Here is a 22128-nt window from a genome sequence, read left to right as displayed (position 1 = left end):
ACTTTCCCGGTATTAACCGCCTTATTAACCGCCTTGCTGCGCCTCTTGCTGGGCCTTGAGTTGCAGCAAACGCTGACGGTCGGCCTCATTGATGACCACGCGCTTGATGTCTACCGTTACGTTCGAAGCATTGAGCTTGTCAATCACTTCGCTGGTGATATCCATAGCCGGATTGGCGAACAAAACAGCCGCGCGATCAACCAGCATACCGCACTTACGGCTTTCATAGGTCGTATTCAGCACAGGGCCGATGACCTGAGCCAGTTGGGCATTGGCCTGCTGTTCGGTGCGCGACAGCTCCTGATTGACGATGAACGCCTTGTCAGAGAAGGTCTGCGCCTTGGTGCTCAGGGCCTGAACCAGCGGCTGAAGGGTTTGCTGGGTTGCACCGGCCTGCTGTTGTTTCACAATAGCCTCACGTTCCGTCTCAAGCACCTTGAGATCAGGGGCCAGTTCGGCTTCGGCAGCGGTCGAAAGCTGCTCAAGGCGCGTCATGGCCGCCTTGGAAACGTTAGCGTTACGCATAACGGCTTCGTTGGAATAGACGCAGACGCCCGGAATGACCGGTCCGGGGTTGGTTACAGGTGCCGGCGCGGCAGGCGCTGCGGGGGTTTGTGCCTGAGCCACAGAGGCCACAAGCATCAGGCTGAGCGGAAGAAGATATGTTTTCATGTTCGTTTACTCTGTAGACCTATGAGATAAGGCGTTAACTTGAATTTGACTTAGAATTGTGTCGATTGCGAGAAGCGGAAGGTTTCCGTCTTGTCGTAGTCTTCCTTGCGGATAATCTGGCTGATATCGAACTGGATCGGGCCCATGGGCGACTTCCAGCGAATGGTGACACCGGCCACAACGCGCAGGGACAGATCATCGACAATGTTTGCATTGCGTTGTCCGGCCGCACACTGTCCAGCCAGTGCCTGCGTAGAGGTGCAGTATTTAAGGCGATCATCTACGCCACCCAGTGTCCCGACATCCATGAACAAGGCGGTTTTCAGGCCATATTGTTCAGGCAAGCCGTTAGGAATCCCCAACTCCACCGTCCCGATGGCATAGGTTTCCCCGCCAAGCGCATAGGTCGTTGAGTTGTCCCGCGGGCCGATACCGGCGCTTTCAAAGCCACGGAAGGTCGTGCCGCCCTTAAAAAAGCGGTCGTTGATGCGGATCGAGTCACCTTGCCAGGCAGCAATATTTCCGACCTGACCATTTACACTGAGGATCATGTCCTTGCGGAAGCCATGATACCAGCTGCCTTCCAGTTCGGAACGGATATAGGAGACATCGCCCCCAAGACCGGCGAAGTCCTGACGCAGATTCACAACCCAGCCACGCGTCGGCAGCATATAGTCGTTACGGCGGTCGAACGACAGCGTATAGCCGACCGATGAGGTCAGGCCGTTACCGCAGCTATAGAGCAGGTCATCACAGTTGAAGCTGGTGCCATAGTTCAGCTTGTCCTGACGCAGGTTATAACGCAGACGCAGTACACTGAAACCATTCAGGTTATAACCGACACGTACGGCCGCACCGGTGCTTTCGGACTGATAGCCGGAATAGCGCGCATAATCGAGCTGGCTGTGGAACAGGTCAAAACCGGCGGAGACATCACGGCCCATAAAGCGCGGCTCAGTAAAGCTGAAGTCGATGTTTTTCTGGATTGACCCCCAGGACACCCGCGCCCGCACGTTCTGACCGCGACCTCGGAAGTTACGCTCGGTAATACCGACATCGAGAATGAATTTTTCATAGGACGAGAAGCCCGCCCCGAAGCTCAGTTCGCCCGTTGGCTGCTCGGTGATCGCCACTTCAATATTGGTGCGATCCGGCTGGCCCGTCGGTTTATCGGTGATCTCAACATCCTTGAAGAAGCCCAGCGAGCCCACGAACATACGCGAACGCTCAATCAGCGCCTTGTTGTAGGCATCGCCTTCGGACACCAGCATTTCACGGCGAATAACGCGGTCGAGCGTACGGGCATTGCCGACAACATTGATCTTGTCGATATAGACGCGCGCACCTTCACGTACATTGAAAGTGACATCAACCGTGCGGGTTTCAGGGTTTCCGGTATCCTGCGGACGCACGTCCACAAAGGCGAAACCGGCCTGTCCAGCGGCATAGGTCAGGCCTTCGACGGCCTTTTCGATCAGGTCGGATTCATAAAGCTGACCCGACTGAACCGGCAACATGCGCTCAAGGTTTTCGGCGCTCAGACGGTCGTTTTCCGTCTTTACCGTTACGCGGCCGAAATTATATTTCTCGCCTTCGTCAATCGTATAGGTGATGGCGAAGTCCTTGCGGTCAGGCGTCAGTTCTGCCACCGCCGAGACTACGCGGAAATCATAATAGCCGCGATTAGTATAGAATTTCCGCAATTGCTCGCGGTCATAGTCAATCCGGTCAGGGTCGTAGTTGTCGTTCGACGAGAAGAACTTCCACCAGGATGATTTACGGGTAACGATCACACCCGCCAGTTCATTATCCGAATAAGCGCGGTTGCCGACAAAGTTGACATTGGAAACGCCGGTCTTGACGCCTTCATTGATCTCAAAAATAAGATCGACGCGCTTTTGCGGCAGTTCAACGATCTTAGGCGATACAGTCGCCGAGATACGGCCCGAACGGCGATAAAGCTCGATAATACGCTGAACATCGGCCTGAACACGGGCGCGCGTAAAGATGCCGCGCGGGCGAATGGTGACCTCATCACGCAGTTTGTCTTTCGACAGGGCGCTGTTGCCCTCAAAGACCACCTGATTGATGATCGGCGCTTCGACAACGCTGACGACCATTTCCTGTCCTTCAAGTACGATCTGCACGTCCGAAAACAGTTCCGTGCGGAACAGGGTCTTTACCGATTCATCAATCAGCACGTCATTGACCGTCTGACCGACCTGCACCGGCAGATAAGATGTGACGCTGGCGGCATCGATACGTTCATTGCCCTCAACACGAATACGGCTGATGGTGATGGTCGGAGACGCCGGTGCGCGTGTCGCCACCGGATCAGCGGGAGCCGTCTGCAACGGATCCGTCGGCGCACCCTGCGCCAGAGCGGCAGGAGCCGAAAATGCCGTGGCCATAACGGCCAGCATGAGTGCCGGAAGGCTTACGCCTGAATAAATAGATGAATCGCGTTTCATATGGCCTGTCATCTGTGATCTGTTCGTCCTGCCGAAAAAGCTCCGGCAGGCATTCTTATAATTTGATCCGCTCACGAAAAAAGCCCCCCGAAGAATTTGACCAGCCCCATGCGGTTCAGGTCATTCCATGTAGCGAACAACATTAAGCCTAACAAGGCCATTAACCCAAATCTGTAGCCTATACCCTGTACAGCGGCGCTCAAAGGCTTACGGAACAAGGCCTCAAAGGTATAAAAAACCAGATGCCCGCCATCAAGAACTGGTATGGGCAGCAGATTGATAAACCCGATTCCGACCGAAATAATGGCAGCCATCTGGATCATGGTAAAAATCCAGTTGATCGCCTTATGACCGTTCGGCACATCATCCGCCGCTACCTGAGCGGTCATGTCTCCGGCGACCTTTGTCATGCCCAGCACGCCACTCAACTGGTCACCACTTTCCTTACCGGTGAAAATGCGCCCGATATAGGTCACGGTGGTGTCCAGAATATTGCCGGTCATCTGGACGCCGCTCCACAGCGCCTCATGCGGCCATAACATGCGACGCGGCCCGTCGCCGACACCGATCCCCAGTTGTCCGCCATAGACAGGCACATGTTCGTCCGGGCCGGACATCAGCTTACGCGCCGGGGTCGCCGTAATCGTCAGGGGTGACCCATCACGCAGGACATCCATCCGCACAGGCGTATCAGCCCTCAGATGAATAAGCATCACTACATCCTGAGACCGTTCGATCTTGCGCCCGTCAACCCTTAGGATACGGTCGCCAACCTTGAAACCCGCCGCTTCAGCCACACTGTCAGGCATTACCTGAGAAATTGTGCCGGGCGCCATGCCTTTGCCCGTAATGCCGAAAACGACGGCAAACAGGATAATCGCCAGTACAAAATTGGCCATTGGCCCTGCGGCAACGATCAGGAAGCGCTGCCAGACGGGTTTGAAATGAAAATAGGCCTTTTCCGCCCCATAGCCCTCACGGGCCGCAATGGCTTCGCGTGCCAATTGCAAATCCTCAGCCGTTGGCGACATCGAGGACACATGCTCATCGCCTGAAAATTTGACGTAGCCCCCCAAAGGCAGGGCGCTGATGCACCACAGCACACCATTCTTATCCCGACGCGACCACAACACAGGGCCAAACCCAACAGAGAACCGGTCAACCTTGGTTTTAAACAGACGCGCAACACTGAAATGCCCCAGCTCGTGAATGGTCACGATCAGTGAAATCAGCAACAGAAACGGGACAATACCAATCAGGAAGTTCATATAGCTTTTCGTGTCTCCGCCGCGCCCAAAGTTTCTGAAACCACCTGCCGCGTCAGCCGATCCGTTTCAAGTATCGTGTGCATATCATGGCTTGTTGCCTGACTTAAAGCCATAGTTGGCGATTGCGCCTTCATCATGGCCATTTCCACCGATTCAGCAATGGCCATAAACGAGGCTTTTCCGTCGAGAAACGCCTGCACCATGACCTCATTGGCGGCGTTATAAACCACAGGCATCAGCCCGCCCGCCTGTAGGGCCTCACGCGCCAGCCTCAGCATCGGAAACGCCGCTTCATCCGGCGCATCAAAGCTTAAGGTGCCAATGGTTTTGAGGTCAAGCGTCGGTGCCTGCCATTTCAGCCGGTTGGGCCACCCCAGTGCATGGGAAATTGGCACGCGCATATCCGCAGGCCCCATCTGCGCCAGTGTCGAGCCATCGGCATATTCCACCAGACTATGCACGACGGATTGCGGATGGATCAGCACGTCAATCTTTTCCGGCGGCATATCAAACAGATAAGCTGCCTCGATAAACTCAAGCCCCTTATTGGCCAGTGTCGCGCTATCGATCGTAATCTTCGCGCCCATGGCCCAGTTCGGATGCTTCAGTGCCTGTTCACGCGTCACAAAACGCAACTGGTCGCGGCTATAGCCTCTGAACGGCCCACCCGAAGCGGTCAGGATCAGCCGGTTGATACGCGCCCGTTCGGACTCTTCAAAGACCTGAAAAATGGCATTATGTTCGGAATCGACCGGCAGAATACGGCCGCCATGCGCCTCGGCCCGCGCCAATAATGATCGTCCGCAGCAAACAAGGCTTTCCTTGTTGGCCAGCGCCACCACAGCCCCCGTCCCTGCCGCCGCCCAGACCGGTCCAAGACCCGCAATGCCGACAATCGCCGCCATGACCCAATCGGCCTTACGTCCCGCTGCCGCCGTTACCGCCTCAGCGCCACAGGCAATCTCAAGAGCGGAGCCCTGCATCAGTTCTTTGAACAGCGGCCACTGGCTTTCATCCGCCAGTACCGTAATCGCCGGTCTGAATTTACGCGCCTGTTCGGCCAGAAGCGTGGCATTACGTCCGGCACACAGGGCCTCAAGGACATAGTCCTCACCGGGCCGGAGTGTTTCCTCAATCAGATTGAGGGTTGAAATACCGATCGAGCCGGTAGAACCCAGAATGGAAATACGTCTCATATCACCGTCCCGAGCATGACCAGAACCCTGATGCCGCCAATGGCGACAATCGCAAACATCAGCCCATCGACCCGATCAAGCAGTCCGCCATGGCCAGGTATCAAGGTGCCGGAATCCTTGACGCCATACCGGCGCTTGAGCATCGATTCCCATAAATCCCCGCCCATGGTCGCCAGTGCCGTAATCAAGCCGACCAGAAGCGCGGCGGTGTTGGATTTAAACAGATTGGTCAGATCCGATAATGTCCCCGCCGTCAGCATGCCCGCGATCATGCCCCCGGCAAAGCCCGACCATGTCTTGTTGGGCGAGTATTTGCGCCACAGCTTAGGCCCGCCGACCAGTTTACCTACCAGATAGGCCGCACTGTCTGCCGCCCAGGCAATCAGAAAGGCGAAAAACACCCAGTAGGTGCCGTTATCCGTCCCTCTTAGCCAGATCAGCACCAGCGCTGGCCAGCCTATATAAAACACGCCATAGGCCGCATCGAGATAAGGGCCTTTCAGCAGACGGATATAAACACCCGCACAAAGGGTCCCAATCCCCAGGACCACCAGCCCCAGGAACATGTTCCCGATATAGACCGTAAGGGTTGCGGCAATAATAGCGATACATATGGCCGCCGCCATCTGACGCGCCAGTTTCGGGGCCGCCATTACCCCCCATTCATAACTCAGAAGCGCAACACCGACACACAAAAGCCCAAGAAAAGCCCACTGCCCGATGACAATGATCCACAAAACCACCGGTATCAGCACCAGAGCCGAGGCCACCCGAATGGGCAATTCACTATAGCTTTTCTTGCGTCTGGACGTAGCCGTTGCTGGCGTCACAGACCCTTTATCAGGCTGAGACGACATGACCGGCTCCAACCGCGCCGAATCGGCGCTCACGCCGCCGGAATATATCCAGCGCCTCTTTCAATGCCTCAGGTCCGTAATCCGGCCAGAGAATGTCCTGAAAGATAAATTCGGCATAGGCGGCCTCCCACAAAAGGAAGTTCGACAACCTGTGCTCACCTGAGGTGCGGATAACAAGATCAAGCGGCGGCAAACCACTGGTCGACAACAGACCCGTAAACCGTTCGATCGTCAGGTCTTCAGGTGCGGCCTCACCTCGCTGTACGGCACGGGCAAAATTTTGTGCCGACGCCACAATATCGGCCTGAGCCCCGTAATTCAGCGCTACCTGCAAATAAAAGCGCGAATTGTGTCTGGTCTGTTCATGCGCCTCATGAATATCCTGCACCACATCGGCAGGCAGATTATCGGTCTGACCAATAATGCGTACACAGACCCCTTCGCGCCTCAAACGTTCAAGGTCAGAACGGATAAAGGCCTTAATCAGGCCCATAAGGTCAGAGACCTCGCTTTCCGGTCGCCGCCAGTTTTCCGTAGAAAAGGCAAAGACCGTCAGATGAGACACACCCATTTCAGCCGCGGCACTTATGGTCCGTTTCAGGGCATTGACGCCCGCACGATGGCCAAAACCGCGCAACTGGTGCCGTGCCTTGGCCCAGCGGCCATTACCATCCATGATAATGGCCACATGCAATCCGTCAGACAGCCCCGTCCGTCCGTCAGCATCTGCTACGGCTTCAGATAAGGTATCGGGGCCGCTTAAAGCCATAGATTTAATCCCCTGCACTTAGGCCCTGATATCACCGAACCGCCACGGATAGCAAACAGGTGCTTAGACCTGCATGATCTCCGCTTCCTTGACCTTCAGCGCCTCATCTATACGCTTGATGGCTGCGTCGGTAAGTTCCTGAACCTGCGTCGTCAGCTTCTTTTGTTCGTCTTCTGAGATAACCGAGTCTTTTTCGGCTTTTTTCAGGTCATCATTGGCCTCGCGGCGAATATTGCGCACAGCTACACGCTTTTCTTCGGCATATTTGCCAGCGATCTTTACCAGTTCACGACGACGCTCTTCGGTCAGCGGCGGAATAGGCACGCGCAGAACCGTACCATCCGTCACCGGATTAAGCCCCAGGCCTGAGTTACGGATCGCCTTTTCGACCGCAATAACCAAGGCCTTGTCCCAGACATTGACGCTGATCAGACGCGGCTCAGGCACGGAAATCGCTGCACAGGACGTAATCGGCATGCTGGAGCCGTAGGCATCGACCGTAATGGTTTCCAGAAGACCGGACGAAGCGCGTCCGGTGCGCAGACCACCAAAGTCATCTTTCAGCGCGGCGACCGACTTATCCATGCGGTCTTTATATTTGGTCAGTTCGGGTTTGCTCATGCTTACCACCCCTTTGGTTTTAAGTTTCTGTTGTCACGCCATGTTTCCGGTGGCCGTTTCGGCACCGAAAATAGCCTCTAATTCTTCTCGGCGATCACCGTATAGATACCGTCGCCATTTACCACCTGTTTCAGGGCACCCGCCTGACGAATGGAGAACACAACGATCGGAATACCGTTTTCACGCATCAACGACACCGCCGACGCATCCATGACCTTCAGGTCCTTAGAGAGCACCTCATGATAGCTCAGGTGCTCATAGCGCGTAGCGTCAGGCACCTTCTTCGGATCGGCTGTATAGACGCCGTCAACGGACGTCCCCTTAAACAGGGCATCACAGTTCATTTCCGCCGCCCGAAGCGCTGCCGCTGTATCCGTCGTAAAATAAGGCGCGCCCGTGCCCGCCGCAAAAATAACGACGCGCCCCTTCTCAAGATGACGCAGGGCGCGACGGCGAATAAAGGGTTCACAGACGGCATCCATCTGAATGGCCGACTGCACGCGGGTATCCACCCCAAGCTTTTCAAGCGCATTTTGCATAGCCAGGGCATTCATGACCGTCGCCAGCATGCCCATATAATCGGCGCTGGAACGCTCCATCCCGACCGCAGCCTTCGAAAGGCCTCTGAAAATATTGCCGCCACCGATGACCAGACATAACTCAACGCCGGTACGCGCCACTTCGGCCACTTCTTCGGCCACCGCCTTGACGGTGTTCATGTCGATACCGAACCCCTGATCCCCCATCAGCACCTCACCTGAAACCTTCAGCAGGATGCGTTTATAGGCAAGTTCGGCGGGTGCGGTCATAGCAGGGTCTTTCATCTAAATATCCGCTGCGGAAACGTCCGGCAGCAGACCACAGTGCGGGCATCTTGATTCTTCAAAATATATCCCGCTCTAGCCGAGATTCACGGCTTTGAACAGTCAAAGGGCGCAGGTTCCGACATGCGGACTGCGCCCTTTAAACTTATAGCCGGCTAAACTTCAAGCCGAAACAGGCCTGTATCAGCCCTGTCCCATCATCGAAGCGACTTCAGCCGCGAAATCGTCAACCTTCTTTTCCACGCCTTCGCCGAGGGCGAGACGGGTAAAGGCCGTAACCTTAACCGGTGTACCAAGCGTCTTGGCCGTTTCTTCAATCAGTTGCTCAACCGTCTGATCAGGGTTCATAACGAAAGGCTGCTTCAGAAGAACAACTTCACGCTGGAACTTGGCAACCTGACCTTCAACGATCTTGGCCAGCATAGCTTCAGGCTTGCCTTCTTCGCGGGCTTTTTCCGTCAGAATGGCGCGTTCACGCTCAACGGCTTCCGGATCAAGGTCTTCGGTCGAAAGCGACAGAGGCTGCGTTGCCGCAACATGCATAGCGATCTTGCGACCCATTTCGTTCAGCGCATCGGCATCACCAGCTGATTCAACGGCCACCAGAACAGCGATACGACCGAGGCCCGGAGCAATCGCGTTATGAACATAAGAGGCCACAACACCCTGAGACACCGTATGACGAGCGAAGCGGCGCGCCACCATGTTTTCACCGATATTGGCGATCAGGTTGGTGATTTCATCCGAAATCGCTGCCTGCACACCTTCGATAGAGTCGTTGTTCAGACCGGCCTGAGCCGCATTGCGGGCCAAAGCCTGGAACAGATCATTACGCGCAACGAAATCGGTTTCCGCATTGACTTCAACCGCTACAGCCGTCGTGCCATTGCTGGCCACAGCCACCAGACCTTCGGCCGCAACGCGATCCGACTTCTTGGCTGCCTTGGACAGGCCCTTGGTGCGCAGCCAATCCGCCGCCGCTTCAATGTCACCATTGTTTTCGGTGAGCGCTTTTTTGCAGTCCATCATACCTGCGCTCGTCTTTTCGCGCAGTTCCTTCACCAGAGAGGCTGTAATTTCCGCCATGGAATCCTCCATAAATCTTAAAGCTGAACCCTCAGACGGATATCTGACCCAAGGGTGTGTCAAACCAATGACAAAAGACCAATGACAACGGAGCCCGAAACAATCAGGCTCCGTTACATGGCACGTACGTAAATATTAGGCTTCGCCGGCTTCAGAGCCAGCTTCCGCTGCGGCCTGAGCCAAAACCGGCTCAATCGGTGCTTCAGAGGCACCAAGATCGATACCCGACGCCGCCTGACCGGTCGCCAGACCATCAAGTACCGTGTCAGCGATCAGGTCGCAGTAAAGCTGAATAGCGCGGGCGGCGTCATCGTTACCCGGAACCGGGTAGGTGATGCCGTCAGGATCAGAGTTGGAGTCCAGAATACCGATGACAGGAATATTCAGCTTGCGCGCTTCCTGAATGGCGATGGATTCCTTGTTGGTGTCGATGACAAACATCAGGTCGGGGATACCGCCCATGTCCTTGATACCGCCCAGCGACAGCTCAAGCTTATCGCGTTCGCGCGTCAGGGTCAGAAGTTCCTTCTTGGAACGGCCAGCCGGATTGTGGTCCAGAACCTGTTCCAGTTCACGCAGACGCTGGATCGAACCGGAAATGGTGCGCCAGTTGGTCAGGGTGCCACCGAGCCAGCGGTGATTGACATAATACTGCGCCGAACGCTTAGCAGCGGCAGCCACCGGGCCAGCGGCCTGACGCTTGGTACCCACGAACAGTACGCGACCGCCATTAGCTGCGACTTCGCGCACCTTCAGGAGCGCCTGATGGAACAGCGGCAGGGTCTGCGACAGGTCGATGATGTGGATATTGGAACGCGAACCGAACAGGTAACGCTCCATTTTTGGGTTCCAGCGGTGGGTCTGGTGGCCAAAGTGCGTACCGGCTTCGAGCAGCGCACGCATAGACAGTTCAGGCAATGCCATAATCATAATTCCTTGTTTATTCCGATAATCCGCCGCAGATTGAAAAGCCCCTGAGGAACCTCGGAACGGACGAACCGGATATTCCCATTGGGAAAACCCGCTCAACCGCATATCCGCGTGAGAGATGCCGCGCACCTAGGCACAATCATTGAAAAAATCAAGCGATTTTCAGGAAAAACACAAATTTTCAGCGCTACATCGCACTGATTTCAGACATCTTCACAATAAACCACGCCTGTCATGACATTTAAAGCCCCTCTTAAGGTGCCGTCCAGTCTGTACCGATCCGGCAACTTAAGTTCGACCTCACGCTGGTTATCAATATCACCAAATACGGTGATTTCTCCACCTTCGCGACTACGTGCCGCGTCCAGACTGGCCTTAAAGGCCGCCAGATCGAAATGACGGGCACTGACATGCACCCGTAAGCCCATATCGTCAGTCTTCAGACTGCCGCTCATCGGTTCCGCCGCCTCACCAAAGAAGCGCACCTCACCGTCACTGCCCTTACACCGCACCCTGACAATAATCGATTGCCCCGGCTCGAGGTTTTCCCGATATTTGCGCAAGGCTTCCGGTTGGAACAGCACTTCATATTCACCGCTGGGGTCAGACAAGGTCACAAAGGCGAACTTTTCTCCGGTTCGTGCCGAAGCCCGCTCCTGACGTCTGCGCACGACACCGGCCATACGGAAGGCCTCGCGCCCTTCCTGTGCCAATGCCATCGCCTCAGCAAACAAGGTCACATTACGGCGCTTAAATACATCAAGCATGTCCTGCAACGGATGGCCGGACAGATAAAATCCGACCGCCGACAGCTCTTCATCCAGACTGTCGGAAGATGCCGCCTTAGCCACATTCGGCAGGCGCGGGCGCGATGCAGCGCTGCCACCAAATAAACTGACCTGCGCGGCGGCGCGCTCCGCCGCAACCGATTGCGCATAGGCCACCAATATATCCGCCGATTGCACAATTTGCGTGCGGTTGGGATGGATCGAGTCAAATGCACCGGCCCGCGCCAGATTTTCGATTGCCCGCTTGTTTACCGATTTCGGGTCGATACGTTCAAGGAAGTCAAACAAATCCTTAAACTTGCCCCCCTCTTCGCGCACCGCAACCACGGTCTGCATAGCCTCAAGGCCAACATTGCGTATAGCCCCAAGCGCATAAAGCACTTCACCATTTTCCACATCAAAATCGGCCATGGAACGATTAATATCCGGCGGGCGAATGGTCACGCCAAATTGCCGCGCATCCTGATAAAATACCGCCAGTTTGTCTGTGTTGGCGATATCAAGACTCATGTTGGCGGCAAAAAATTCAACCGGATGGTTCGCTTTCAACCAGCCAGTCTGATACGAAATGAACGCATAGGCAGCGGCGTGTGATTTGTTGAAACCATAGCCGGCGAACTTGTTGACCAGTTCAAAAATACTGTCAGATTTTTTTTCCGGTACGTTCTTTTCCTTGGCACCCGAAATGAACCTTGCCTTTTGCCGGTCCATTTCGTCTTTATTTTTCTTACCCATGGCCCTCCGCAAAAGGTCAGCTTCGCCAAGGCTGTATCCGGAAAGTATCTGCGCGATCTGCATCACCTGTTCCTGATAGATAATCACCCCATAGGTTTCCTTGAGCACAGGCTCCAGAGACGGGTGAAGCATATCAATATCAGCGCGACCAAACTTACGGTCGACATAGGTATCGATATTGTCCATTGGCCCGGGACGATAGAGCGAAATCAGGGCGGTAATTTCCTCAATCGACCCACAGCGCATCTTGCGCAGGGTGTCACGCATACCCTGACTTTCAAGCTGGAACACCCCAATCGATTGCCCCGAGGCCAGCAATTCATAAGTCGCTTTATCGTCCAGCGGCAAGGTGGAGTAATTCACCTCAACGCCACGTTTTTTCAGATAATGCCAGGCGCGATTCAGTACCGTCAGGGTTTTCAGGCCCAGAAAGTCGAACTTTACCAATCCCGCGCTTTCAACCCACTTCATATTAAACTGGGTCGCCGGAATATCCGAGCGCGGATCGCGATACAGCGGCACCAGTTGCGTCAGATCACGATCACCAATCACAATCCCTGCGGCGTGCGTGGAGGCGTTACGATAAAGCCCCTCCAGTTTTAGGGCTGTATCAAGAAGCTTGGCTACAGCCTCTTCCTCGTCGCGGGCCTCACGCAGACGCGGTTCAATTTCCACCGCCTGAGCCAGTGTCGTCGGATTGGCCGGATTGTTGGGCACCATCTTACACAGACGATCCACCTGCCCCAACGGCAGTTGCATAACGCGCCCCGTGTCCCGTAAAACGGCCCGCGCCTGAAGCGTACCAAAGGTAATGATCTGCGCCACGCGCTTACGACCATACTTCTCCTGAACATAGGAGATGACTTCTTCGCGGCGTTCCTGACAGAAATCGATATCAAAGTCGGGCATGGATACCCGTTCAGGATTCAGGAAGCGTTCAAACAGCAGGCCAAACCGCAGGGGATCAAGATCAGTAATCAAAAGCGCCCAGGCCACAAGTGAACCGGCCCCCGAACCCCGCCCCGGCCCGACTGGTATATCATGGCTTTTGGCCCATTTGATAAAATCCGAAACGATCAGAAAGTAACCGGGAAACCCCATTCTCTGGATAACACCGATTTCACGCTCAAGCCGATCCCAGTAATCCTGCTCAGGAAACGCAGGTGTTACCTCAGTAAGGCGTTTTTTTAGCCCTTCTCGCGCCTGAAACGCCAGTTCTTCGTTTTCATCGCGCCCTGCCCCCGTATCAAATCGCGGCAGGATCGGATCATGTTTAGGCACCAGAAACGCACAACGTTTGGCAATTTCCAACGTATTATCACAAGCTTCCGGCAGATCAGAGAAACTTTCCCGCATCAGAGCCGCAGGCTTAAACCAGTGATCCGGAGTCACCTTGCGCCGGTCAGCAACACCTAAAAAGGTACTGTCAGAAATGCACAAAAGGCTTTCATGCGCCTTAAACATACCGGCTTCGGCAAAATAAACATCATTGGTCGCCACCAGCGGGACATCATGCCCATAGGCAAAGCGCACCAGCCCCACTTCGGCAGGACTATTTTTTACGCCTCCATGCGGGCTTCCGTCATGGCGTTGCAACTCAATATAAAACCGGTCGCCAAAAACCTCATGCATTGCCTTAAGGGCGCTGGCGGCTTCATCCGGCCGGTTTTGCGTGTACAGCGGATCAATCGGGCCATCGGGTCCGCCTGACAGCAATATAAGACCCTCACTACGCTTCGCGACCTCTTCCCAAAGAACGTGGGGCTCATCCGTCGCCTCTATATCCACATAGGCTTTGGAAGACAGTTCCGTCAGATTGAGATAGCCCTGCTGATTTTGTACAATTAGGACAATAGTCGGGATCTTGGCCCAGCGTTCCGCTGACGTCCCGCCTATACCTTTTACGGGTATGGCGCAGGCAATAATGGGCTGAACGCCAGTATCCTTGCAAAGCTGCGAGAACTCGAGGGCACCGAACAGATTACTACGGTCACATATGGCGACGGCCGGTTGCCCCGCCTTTTGCGCAAGCTTGCCCAATTCGGAGGCCTTGATGGCCCCCTCAAGCAGTGAATAGGCTGAGCGCACACGTAAATGCACAAATCCGTCGCTCATGTTTCAACTGCCCTTCTTCATCAATCAGGCGCAATGTCCGGTGATTCACGCCACCAGAGAAGCCACCTGACACATCACGACTACAAAAGCGGTTACGGAAGCGAATGACAACAGGTTATGCAGAACAGCCATGGGATTATCCACCTTTTGATCCGAAGATTAATTCATGATTTGTTCTATATTCTCCATTTGTTCCACACGCAAGTCAAAACCATCCACACCGTGAACAAAAAATGTACACCGTTGTTTTATAATGAAATTATTTAAAACTCTTCCGGCATCATTTCGACCAGTTTGCCGTCCTGTAGACTGACTACCCGATCCATATGCCGCGCCAGACCCAGATTATGGGTCGCAATCAAAGCCGCAACCTTTTGTTCATGAACAATGTTCCGAAGCGCATCAAAGACGTTCTGTGATGTCTCAGGATCCAGATTTCCGGTTGGCTCATCGGCCAGCAGCAGCTTCGGTTGGTTCGCCAGCGCCCGTGCAATCGCTACCCGCTGCTGTTCGCCACCTGACATCTGATTGGGTTGGTGCTCCAGACGCGCGCCCAGCCCCATTTGCTCAAGCAGTGCCTGCGCCCGTGCCTCGGCCTCTTTCTGTGAACGCCCCAGAACCCTTTGCGGTAAGGCCACATTCCCCAGAGCCGTAAATTCCGGCAAGAGATGATGGAACTGATAGACAAAGCCGATCTTATGCAGACGGGCGCGTGTCCGCGCCGCATCGGAAGCCCGCGTGAAATCTTCATCATCAATGATCAGCCGCGCCTCTTCAGACGCTTCAAGCAGGCCAACACAATGCAGCAGCGAAGACTTGCCCGACCCCGAAGGCCCGATCAGCCCAACCACTTCACCGGCGCGCAGTTCCAGATCAACCCCTTTGAGCACCTGAAGTTGTCGACCGTCCCCCAGGGCATAGGCATGGGTCAGGCCCGTCAGGCTGAGAATGACATTACTCATTACGCAAGGCCTCCACCGGCTCCAGTTTCGAGGCCCACAGGGCGGGGAACAGGGTCGCCACACAGGTGGATAACATGGCAAAAACAACAATGATCGCGACTTCGCTGACCTCGACCTTGGCCGGAATATAGGCAAGATAATAGACTTCTTCGTTGAACACCTTGACGTTAAACACGTATTCAACCGCCTTCTGAATAGGCTGAATGAAGATGCAGAACAGCGTCCCGACCACCAGACCGGTCAGCGTCCCCCCTGCCCCGATTATCGAACCGGACAGAAAAAAGACCCGGGTAATTGACGCCCTGTCAGCCCCGAAGGTCCTTAGAATGGCAATGTCACGCGTCTTGTTTTTAACCAGCATGACTATGCCGGAAATAATGTTCATCGCCGCAATCATGATAATCAGCATAAGGATCAGACGCATCACATTGCGCTCAACCTGAAGCGCATTCCACATGGCTGCATTACGCTGCGTCCAGTCCTGCACCAGCGCCCCTTGCCCTGCCGCTTCCATCAAGGGCTGATGATAGTTGGCGATATGATAGGGATCATCGACCTTGATTTCGATGACGTCCCATTCGCCTTCACGGTCAAAGAACAGCTGTGCCTGCTCGATCGGCATAAAAACAAAGGCGGCATCCAGTTCACTGACGCCACTTTTGAACACGCCGCCGATCGTATAGGCCTTGCGGCGCGGCATGGCACCAAAAGCTGTTGATCCTGAAGGTGATAGAAGTGTTAATTCATCCCCTGCATTAACGCTCATGCTGCGCGCCAGCCCCTCACCAATCAGGATCAGGTCGCCGCCGAAATCACCTTCACCAAAGCCCTCAAACGAACCCTGCTTGATATTATCGCGAATGATGTCGGTATTTTTAAGCGCTTCGGCATCAACGCCACGCATATAGGCCAAGCCGGCCTGAGAATGCGGCCCCTGCGCCAGTCCGGGGGATTCAATATAGGGCGACGCCTTGTTGACACCCGGTATGGCCTCAAGCCGTTTCAGGGTTTCGTCACGATTTTCCCAGTCAGTCAAAGGCGCACCATAGACATAGGCGTGACCGTTGAATGCCACCAGTCGCGACACCAGTTCGTCGCGAAAGCCGCCCATAACGGACATGACGATAATCAGCACCGCCACCGCCAGCATGATACCGACAAAGCTGATTATAGCGATTAGGGCAATGCCACCATCCTTACGCTTGGTGCGCAGGTAACGCAGGGCCAGATCGAATTCCCACGCGGAAATTGAAAACAACGACTTCAGATCAAACGACCCTGCCTTGGCCCCTGCTTTTGCCATGGGTTATTCCGCAATCAGACGCGCCAGAAGCGCTTCATAATTTTCGGTTACGCGCTCACCGGTGGCACGAACCTTAAGCTCTGCCTGACCTTCGGCAATACCCTTTGGGCCAATGATCAGCTGCTTGGGTACGCCGATCAGGTCCATAGAGGCAAACTTGGCACCGGGCCGTTCGTCAGTGTCGTTATACAGAACATCCTTACCGGCTGCCGTCAGCGCCTTATAGGCTTTTTCACAGGCCTCATCACAGGCTGCATCGCCGACACGCAGATTGACCACGGCGACATCAAAGGGGGCCACGCTGTCGGGCCAGATGATGCCGTTCTCGTCATGGCTGGCCTCAATGATACCGCCCACCAGACGCGAGACCCCGATACCATAAGAACCCATATGGACATTGACCTGAGTGCCGTCGGGCGCACTGACTTTTGCCCCCATAGGCGCAGAATATTTCTCGCCGAAATAGAAGATGTGACCCACTTCGATACCGCGTGCCGAAAGCTGCTTATCGGCAGGCACCGCATTAAACGCGCTTTCGTCATGCATTTCTTCGGTCGCCGCATAGAGTGCCGTACGCTCATCGACAAGCGCTTGCAGGTCATCCCAGTCCACATCATGACCGGGTGCGGCCATGTCCACCAGATCCTTATGGCAGAAGACGGCACTTTCGCCCGTATCGGCCAGAATGATGAACTCGTGACTCAGGTCTCCGCCAATAGGGCCGGTATCGGCACGCATCGGTACGGCCTTGAGGCCCAGACGGTTAAAGGTGTTCAGATAGGCGATAAACATGCGGTTATAGGCACGTCGTGCCGCCGCTTCATCGATATCGAAGCTATAGGCATCCTTCATCAGGAATTCACGCCCGCGCATCACGCCGAAACGCGGACGCTGCTCGTCACGGAACTTCCACTGGATGTGATAGAGATTAAGCGGCAGGTCCTTATAGGATTTCACCGTGCCGCGGAAAATCTCGGTGATCATTTCCTCGTTGGTCGGCCCGTATAGCAGATCGCGCTCATGGCGATCCTTGATACGCAGCATTTCCTGACCGTAGTCGTCATAACGACCGGACTCACGCCACAGATCCGCAAGTTGCAAGGTTGGCATCAAAAGCTCGATAGCCCCTGCCTTTGCCATTTCCTCATGCACGATCTTTTCGATCTTGCGCAGCACCTTAAGCCCCAGCGGCAACCAGGCATAGATACCGGCGGCTTCCTGACGGATCATGCCGGTACGCAACATCAGGCGATGCGAGACAATCTGGGCTTCAGAAGGGTTTTCTTTGAGCAGGGGCAGCAAAAAGCGCGACAGGCGCATGGAGATATTCCGGTAACAGCAGGTTTGAGTTGGGCGAAAGCTAAAGCGCTTTGGCCGGTTTAATCAATGAGAAAAGCAGGCCCTTAGCCCGCTGCCGATGGAAATACCGGCAACGGAATGAGGTTGAAGTGAATAATGACCATCACCACGGTAAACACCACGGTGGCCGCAACCGTGGTAATGATCGCCTTTTTCTTGAGATTATGTACAACGGGCGCGCCGGGATCACCACCATCTGTGACCTCAAGACCGGCTTCGTGATGGCTGATATTGCCAATCGGCAGCACCATGAAGAAGCAGACCCACCAGATGATGAAATAGATGGCAAAAAACGTAAACGGCCCCATGTCAGCGTCCTTTTCAGATCAGGCTCAGGGTTTCATCCAGCCCCAGCACAATATTCAGGTTCTGCACCGCCGCCCCTGATGCCCCCTTGCCGAGGTTATCGAGAAGCGCCACCAGACGCGCCTGCTGGCCCGCCTCATCGCCGAATACATGGATGCGCAGGTGATTAGTGTCATTCAGGATTTCAGGCTGCAGGCCTTTCAGGGCTTGCGTTTCCTCAAAATCTGCCACCGTGACAAAGGTTTCACCGGCATAATAGTCGTCATAGACTTCAAACAGACGCCCCAGTTCCGGCTCATCGGGTAAGGCCCAGAGCTGCAACGGGATTTCAACAATCATACCCTGCGCATAGCGTCCCACGGCAGGCGTAAAGACCGGCGGAGACTCGAGGCCTGAATACTGCGTCATTTCCGGCAGGTGCTTGTGATTAAGCCCCGTGGCATAGATGCGATAGGCATCATCCGTGCCACCTTGAGCCGCTGATTTTTCAAACTCGGCGATCATCGACTTGCCGCCACCGGAATAGCCGGACACCGCATTACAGGTCAGTGGCCAGAACGGCGGCAGAATCCCCGCCTCCGCCAATGGCCGCGCCAAGGCGATAAATCCCGTCGCATAGCAACCGGGATTGGAAATGCGCTTTGACGCCGCAATCAGGTCACGCTGATCTGCTGTCATTTCGGCAAACCCGTAAACCCAGTCAGGATGCGTCCGGTGCGCTGTTGAGGCATCGATGACCTTAACCTCAGGACTGCTTATCAGGGACACAGCTTCCCGCGCCGCATCATCCGGCAAACACAGGATCACCGCGTCGGCTGAATTCAATGCCTCACGCCGAGCCTCAACGTCCTTACGCTTGTCTTCCGGCAGGCGGATCAGCTCAATATCCGTCCGGCCTTCCAGCCGCTGACGGATCTGCAATCCCGTTGTACCGACATCACCATCAATGAAAACCGTATGAGACATATTTTTATCCTGACCGCTGGGCCTTTTTATCCCTCCCATGACTTCGCACAGGCAGGAGAAGAAATTATGGCACCAGCTAAAGTTCATCAGCGTTTTGCGCAATAGAAAACCGCGCTCAAACAGCGAAGCGGTAGCGCAATAAAAAAGTGCGGAGCCTTTCGACTCCGCACCGGATAGTCCGTTTGGCGCAAACAGCCGCCCCAGACACCCGGTTTCGGGTGCAGGGGCCAAGCCCCTGCTAGCGCTTCGAGAACTGGAAGGAACGACGTGCCTTGGCGCGACCGTACTTCTTACGTTCAACAACACGCGAATCGCGGGTCAGGAAGCCAGCGGCCTTCAGGGCCGGACGCAGGTCAGGCTCAAAATAGGTCAGCGCCTTCGACAGGCCGTGACGGATCGCACCGGCCTGACCGGAAAGACCCGAACCCTGAACCGTGACGAATACGTCAAACTGCGTGGCGCGTTCGGTCAGGTTGAGCGGCTGGGCAATCATCATGCGCAGAACGGGACGTGCGAAATACACTTCCTGCTCGCGACCATTGATGATCCACTTGCCGGAACCTGGCTTGATCCATACGCGGGCAATAGCGTTCTTACGCTTGCCGGTAGCATAGGCGCGGCCGTACTTGTCCAGTTGCTGAACGCGCGGTGCCGGTGCGGCAGCGGCTTCGGAAGACAGAGCCTGCAACGACTCCAGACCTTGGGATGTAGTGGCTTCGGTCATAATCAGACGCTCCGGATGTTTTTACGGTTCAACGCCTTGAAGTCGATGACTTCCGGCTGTTGCGCTTCGTGAGGATGCTCTGAACCGGCATAGATACGCAGGTGCGTCATTTGCGTACGGGCCAGTGGGCTTTCCTTCGGCAGCATACGCTCAACGGCCTTGGTCAGGACGCGCTCAGGGTACTTGCTGTTGAGGATTTGCCCCATGGTGCGTTGCTTAACGCCGCCGGGGTGACCGGTGTGCCAGTAGAAAATCTTGTCAGCCAGCTTGTTGCCGGTGAAATGCACCTTGTCGGCATTGATGACGATGACATAATCGCCAGAATCGACGTGCGGTGTGTAGTCGGGCTTGTGTTTGCCGCGAAGACGGTTAGCGATGAACGCTGCCAGACGGCCGACAACGGCGTCCTGTGCGTCAATCACGATCCATTTCTTCTCGACTTCGGCGGGCTTAAGCGCCGCCGTGTTCGATGACAGGGCCATGGTAACTTCCTTAAAGATCAGGGGACGAAACATGGCCACGGAGACCGCCACACACCTTCCGTCCGGAAAGAGTTGTGCGCCTATAGACGACCCCAAACGCATCGTCAACCACTATTTTCACATAAACCTTATAGATGCCACTGAATTTATTGATATTTTCGCCAATGGTATTAAATTACCGCAATATATTGTCATAAAAACTTGACTGTTTATAAAGTCAGACACCGCCCATAGACAAACTGAAGATAAATGTTCCGAGGTCATCCTATGTCCGCCCTCTCCCGTCGTCGCCTCCTAAGCTCTGCACTGGCCGTTTCCACCGGCTTTTCAGGCATAACCCAACTGGCCCACGCCCATCGCATCACCGAAGGGGCCGCGGACACCTATGTCAACGAGATTGCGGGCTATGGCCCCCTTGTCAAAGACCCCGCCGGACTGATCGATCTGCCTGAAGGTTTCAGCTATCACATCTTTTCCCGACAGGGCGAAGAGATGAACGACGGCTTTCTGGTGCCCGGCATGCATGACGGCATGGCGTGCTTTCCCTATGCGAAGAATAAGGTCGCTCTGGTGCGCAACCACGAGATAAAGCCCGCCAGAACCGGCATCGGCCCCTTTGGCCCGAACAATGAGCGCGCTGACCGCCTTAAATCAGGCCTTGCCTATGCCTCAGCGCCCGACGGCACGCCCCTGCACGGCGGCACAACGACCCTGATCTATGATATCCAAAAGCGCGAACTGGTCAGGCATCACCTGTCCCTGACCGGCACCTCAACCAACTGTGCTGGCGGGCCAACCCCGTGGGGCTCATGGCTCAGTTGCGAAGAAACCTCCGACCGTGCGGGCGAAATCTCTGACAAAAACCACGGCTATGTCTTTGAAGTGCCGTCAAAATCCAGACGCCCTGTCAAACCGCGCCCGCTCAAGGCCATGGGACGCTTCGATCATGAAGCCGTGGCGATCGACCCGAAAACCGGCATTGCCTATATGACCGAAGATACCGGCGACAGCGCCTTTTACCGGTTCATCCCCAATGACCGCCGCCGTCTGCATAAGGGCGGCAGGCTTCAGGCTCTGGTCATTCGTGACCATCCGCACGCCCTGACCGACAACCGCACCGGCGGCCTGATCTGGCAGGCCGGACAAGCCTTCAATGTTGACTGGATCGACCTCGATGAGGTTGACAGTCCCAATAACGACCTGCGTCACCGCGCCCATGCCAAAGGGGCGGCGCAATTTGCCCGTGGCGAAGGCATCTGGTTCGGAGAGGGTGAGCTTTATTTCGCCTGCACCTCCGGCGGCGTGCATCAGAACGGTCAGTTAATGCGCTATGTCCCCGGCCCCTATGAAGGCACCGAGCACGACGCTACCCTCAGCGGCAAGCTTCAGCTGTTCGCCGAACCGAATAACGACCTGCTGTTCGATTACATCGATAATGTCACGGTCGCGCCGTGGGGACATATCTATGCCTGTGAGGATCGCTATTCCGACACGCTGAAAAACCACATCCGCATCCTGACCCGCGACGGTAAGGTAGCCACCTTCGCCCGCAATACGGATGTGAAGAATTCCGAATGGGCCGGTGCCTGCTTCTCACCCGATGGCTCGACCCTGTTCGCCAACCTTCAGGCCAATGGCTGGACCGTAGCCATCACCGGGCCTTGGGATCGTTTCAGGGCGTAACCTCAAAGCCC

Annotated in this window: 19 protein-coding genes; 1 reads left to right on the top strand and 18 read right to left on the bottom strand. The window is 55.3% G+C overall.

The features are described 5' to 3' along the window. Window positions 1-24 precede the first annotated feature (24 nt). From E5201_RS06300 to rplM, 18 genes are all read right to left on the bottom strand, one after another. Window positions 25-672, bottom strand: coding sequence for an OmpH family outer membrane protein (locus tag E5201_RS06300; protein ID WP_140985206.1), 648 nt, complete (start codon window positions 670-672; stop codon window positions 25-27). Window positions 673-722: 50 nt separating this feature from the next. After that, entirely contained in the window at window positions 723-3143 is a 2421-nt protein-coding gene (gene bamA, locus E5201_RS06295) for an outer membrane protein assembly factor BamA (protein ID WP_140985204.1), read from the bottom strand. 71 nt (window positions 3144-3214) lie between these two features. Further along, window positions 3215-4411 carry a M50 family metallopeptidase gene (locus tag E5201_RS06290; RefSeq protein ID WP_140985202.1) on the bottom strand — a complete coding sequence of 399 codons (1197 nt, stop codon included), beginning with the start codon at window positions 4409-4411 and terminating at the stop codon, window positions 3215-3217. Next, on the bottom strand, window positions 4408-5607 hold the full coding sequence (gene dxr, locus E5201_RS06285; protein ID WP_140985200.1) for a 1-deoxy-D-xylulose-5-phosphate reductoisomerase: 1200 nt from the start codon (window positions 5605-5607) through the stop codon (window positions 4408-4410). Before dxr ends, E5201_RS06290 begins: the two co-directional genes overlap by 4 nt. Beyond that, complete coding sequence (locus E5201_RS06280) at window positions 5604-6464, bottom strand: phosphatidate cytidylyltransferase (protein ID WP_140985198.1); 861 nt, start codon at window positions 6462-6464, stop codon at window positions 5604-5606. The genes dxr and E5201_RS06280 overlap by 4 nt, the downstream gene beginning before the upstream one ends. After that, window positions 6448-7233, bottom strand: coding sequence for a polyprenyl diphosphate synthase (uppS, locus tag E5201_RS06275; RefSeq protein WP_140985196.1), 786 nt, complete (start codon window positions 7231-7233; stop codon window positions 6448-6450). The genes E5201_RS06280 and uppS overlap by 17 nt, the downstream gene beginning before the upstream one ends. Window positions 7234-7296: 63 nt before the next feature. After that, window positions 7297-7854 carry a ribosome recycling factor gene (gene frr / locus E5201_RS06270; protein ID WP_140985195.1) on the bottom strand — a complete coding sequence of 186 codons (558 nt, stop codon included), beginning with the start codon at window positions 7852-7854 and terminating at the stop codon, window positions 7297-7299. A gap of 77 nt (window positions 7855-7931) precedes the next feature. Beyond that, a complete protein-coding gene (gene pyrH / locus E5201_RS06265) occupies window positions 7932-8663 on the bottom strand; it encodes a UMP kinase (protein WP_140985193.1) in 732 nt (243 codons plus the stop codon). A gap of 198 nt (window positions 8664-8861) precedes the next feature. Beyond that, complete coding sequence (gene tsf / locus E5201_RS06260) at window positions 8862-9764, bottom strand: translation elongation factor Ts (protein WP_140985191.1); 903 nt, start codon at window positions 9762-9764, stop codon at window positions 8862-8864. Window positions 9765-9899: 135 nt separating this feature from the next. Next, window positions 9900-10688: a 30S ribosomal protein S2 gene (gene rpsB / locus E5201_RS06255; protein WP_140985189.1), complete on the bottom strand. Its 789-nt coding sequence runs from the start codon at window positions 10686-10688 to the stop codon at window positions 9900-9902. Window positions 10689-10897: 209 nt separating this feature from the next. After that, complete coding sequence (gene dnaE / locus E5201_RS06250) at window positions 10898-14332, bottom strand: DNA polymerase III subunit alpha (protein ID WP_140985188.1); 3435 nt, start codon at window positions 14330-14332, stop codon at window positions 10898-10900. A 263-nt stretch (window positions 14333-14595) separates the two neighbouring features. Next, the gene (locus tag E5201_RS06245) at window positions 14596-15294 is read right to left on the bottom strand and encodes an ABC transporter ATP-binding protein (RefSeq protein WP_140985186.1); all 699 of its coding nucleotides are present in this window, start codon (window positions 15292-15294) and stop codon (window positions 14596-14598) included. Further along, the gene (locus E5201_RS06240) at window positions 15287-16597 is read right to left on the bottom strand and encodes a lipoprotein-releasing ABC transporter permease subunit (protein WP_140985185.1); all 1311 of its coding nucleotides are present in this window, start codon (window positions 16595-16597) and stop codon (window positions 15287-15289) included. Before E5201_RS06240 ends, E5201_RS06245 begins: the two co-directional genes overlap by 8 nt. Before the next feature lie 3 nt (window positions 16598-16600). Continuing rightward, window positions 16601-17917, bottom strand: a complete 1317-nt coding sequence (proS, locus tag E5201_RS06235) for a proline--tRNA ligase (RefSeq protein WP_140985183.1) — start codon at window positions 17915-17917, stop codon at window positions 16601-16603. An 83-nt stretch (window positions 17918-18000) separates the two neighbouring features. After that, a complete protein-coding gene (locus E5201_RS06230) occupies window positions 18001-18264 on the bottom strand; it encodes a DUF1467 family protein (protein ID WP_140985182.1) in 264 nt (87 codons plus the stop codon). A gap of 13 nt (window positions 18265-18277) precedes the next feature. Beyond that, window positions 18278-19228, bottom strand: coding sequence for an N-acetyl-gamma-glutamyl-phosphate reductase (gene argC / locus E5201_RS06225; RefSeq protein ID WP_140985180.1), 951 nt, complete (start codon window positions 19226-19228; stop codon window positions 18278-18280). A gap of 238 nt (window positions 19229-19466) precedes the next feature. Beyond that, window positions 19467-19952, bottom strand: a complete 486-nt coding sequence (gene rpsI / locus E5201_RS06220) for a 30S ribosomal protein S9 (RefSeq protein WP_140985179.1) — start codon at window positions 19950-19952, stop codon at window positions 19467-19469. 2 nt (window positions 19953-19954) lie between these two features. Beyond that, entirely contained in the window at window positions 19955-20434 is a 480-nt protein-coding gene (rplM, locus tag E5201_RS06215) for a 50S ribosomal protein L13 (RefSeq protein ID WP_140985178.1), read from the bottom strand. Between the two features lie 267 nt (window positions 20435-20701). Here rplM and E5201_RS06210 point away from each other — a divergent pair, with 267 nt between their 5' ends. Then, window positions 20702-22117: an alkaline phosphatase PhoX gene (locus tag E5201_RS06210; RefSeq protein ID WP_140985176.1), complete on the top strand. Its 1416-nt coding sequence runs from the start codon at window positions 20702-20704 to the stop codon at window positions 22115-22117. Window positions 22118-22128 lie beyond the last annotated feature (11 nt).

The sequence above is a fragment of the Asticcacaulis tiandongensis genome, assembly GCF_006475605.1.
In the GTDB taxonomy this organism is placed as follows: domain Bacteria; phylum Pseudomonadota; class Alphaproteobacteria; order Caulobacterales; family Caulobacteraceae; genus Asticcacaulis; species Asticcacaulis tiandongensis.
Note: the sequence above shows the minus strand (reverse complement) of the source record. Positions and strands in the feature narration are given on the sequence as shown.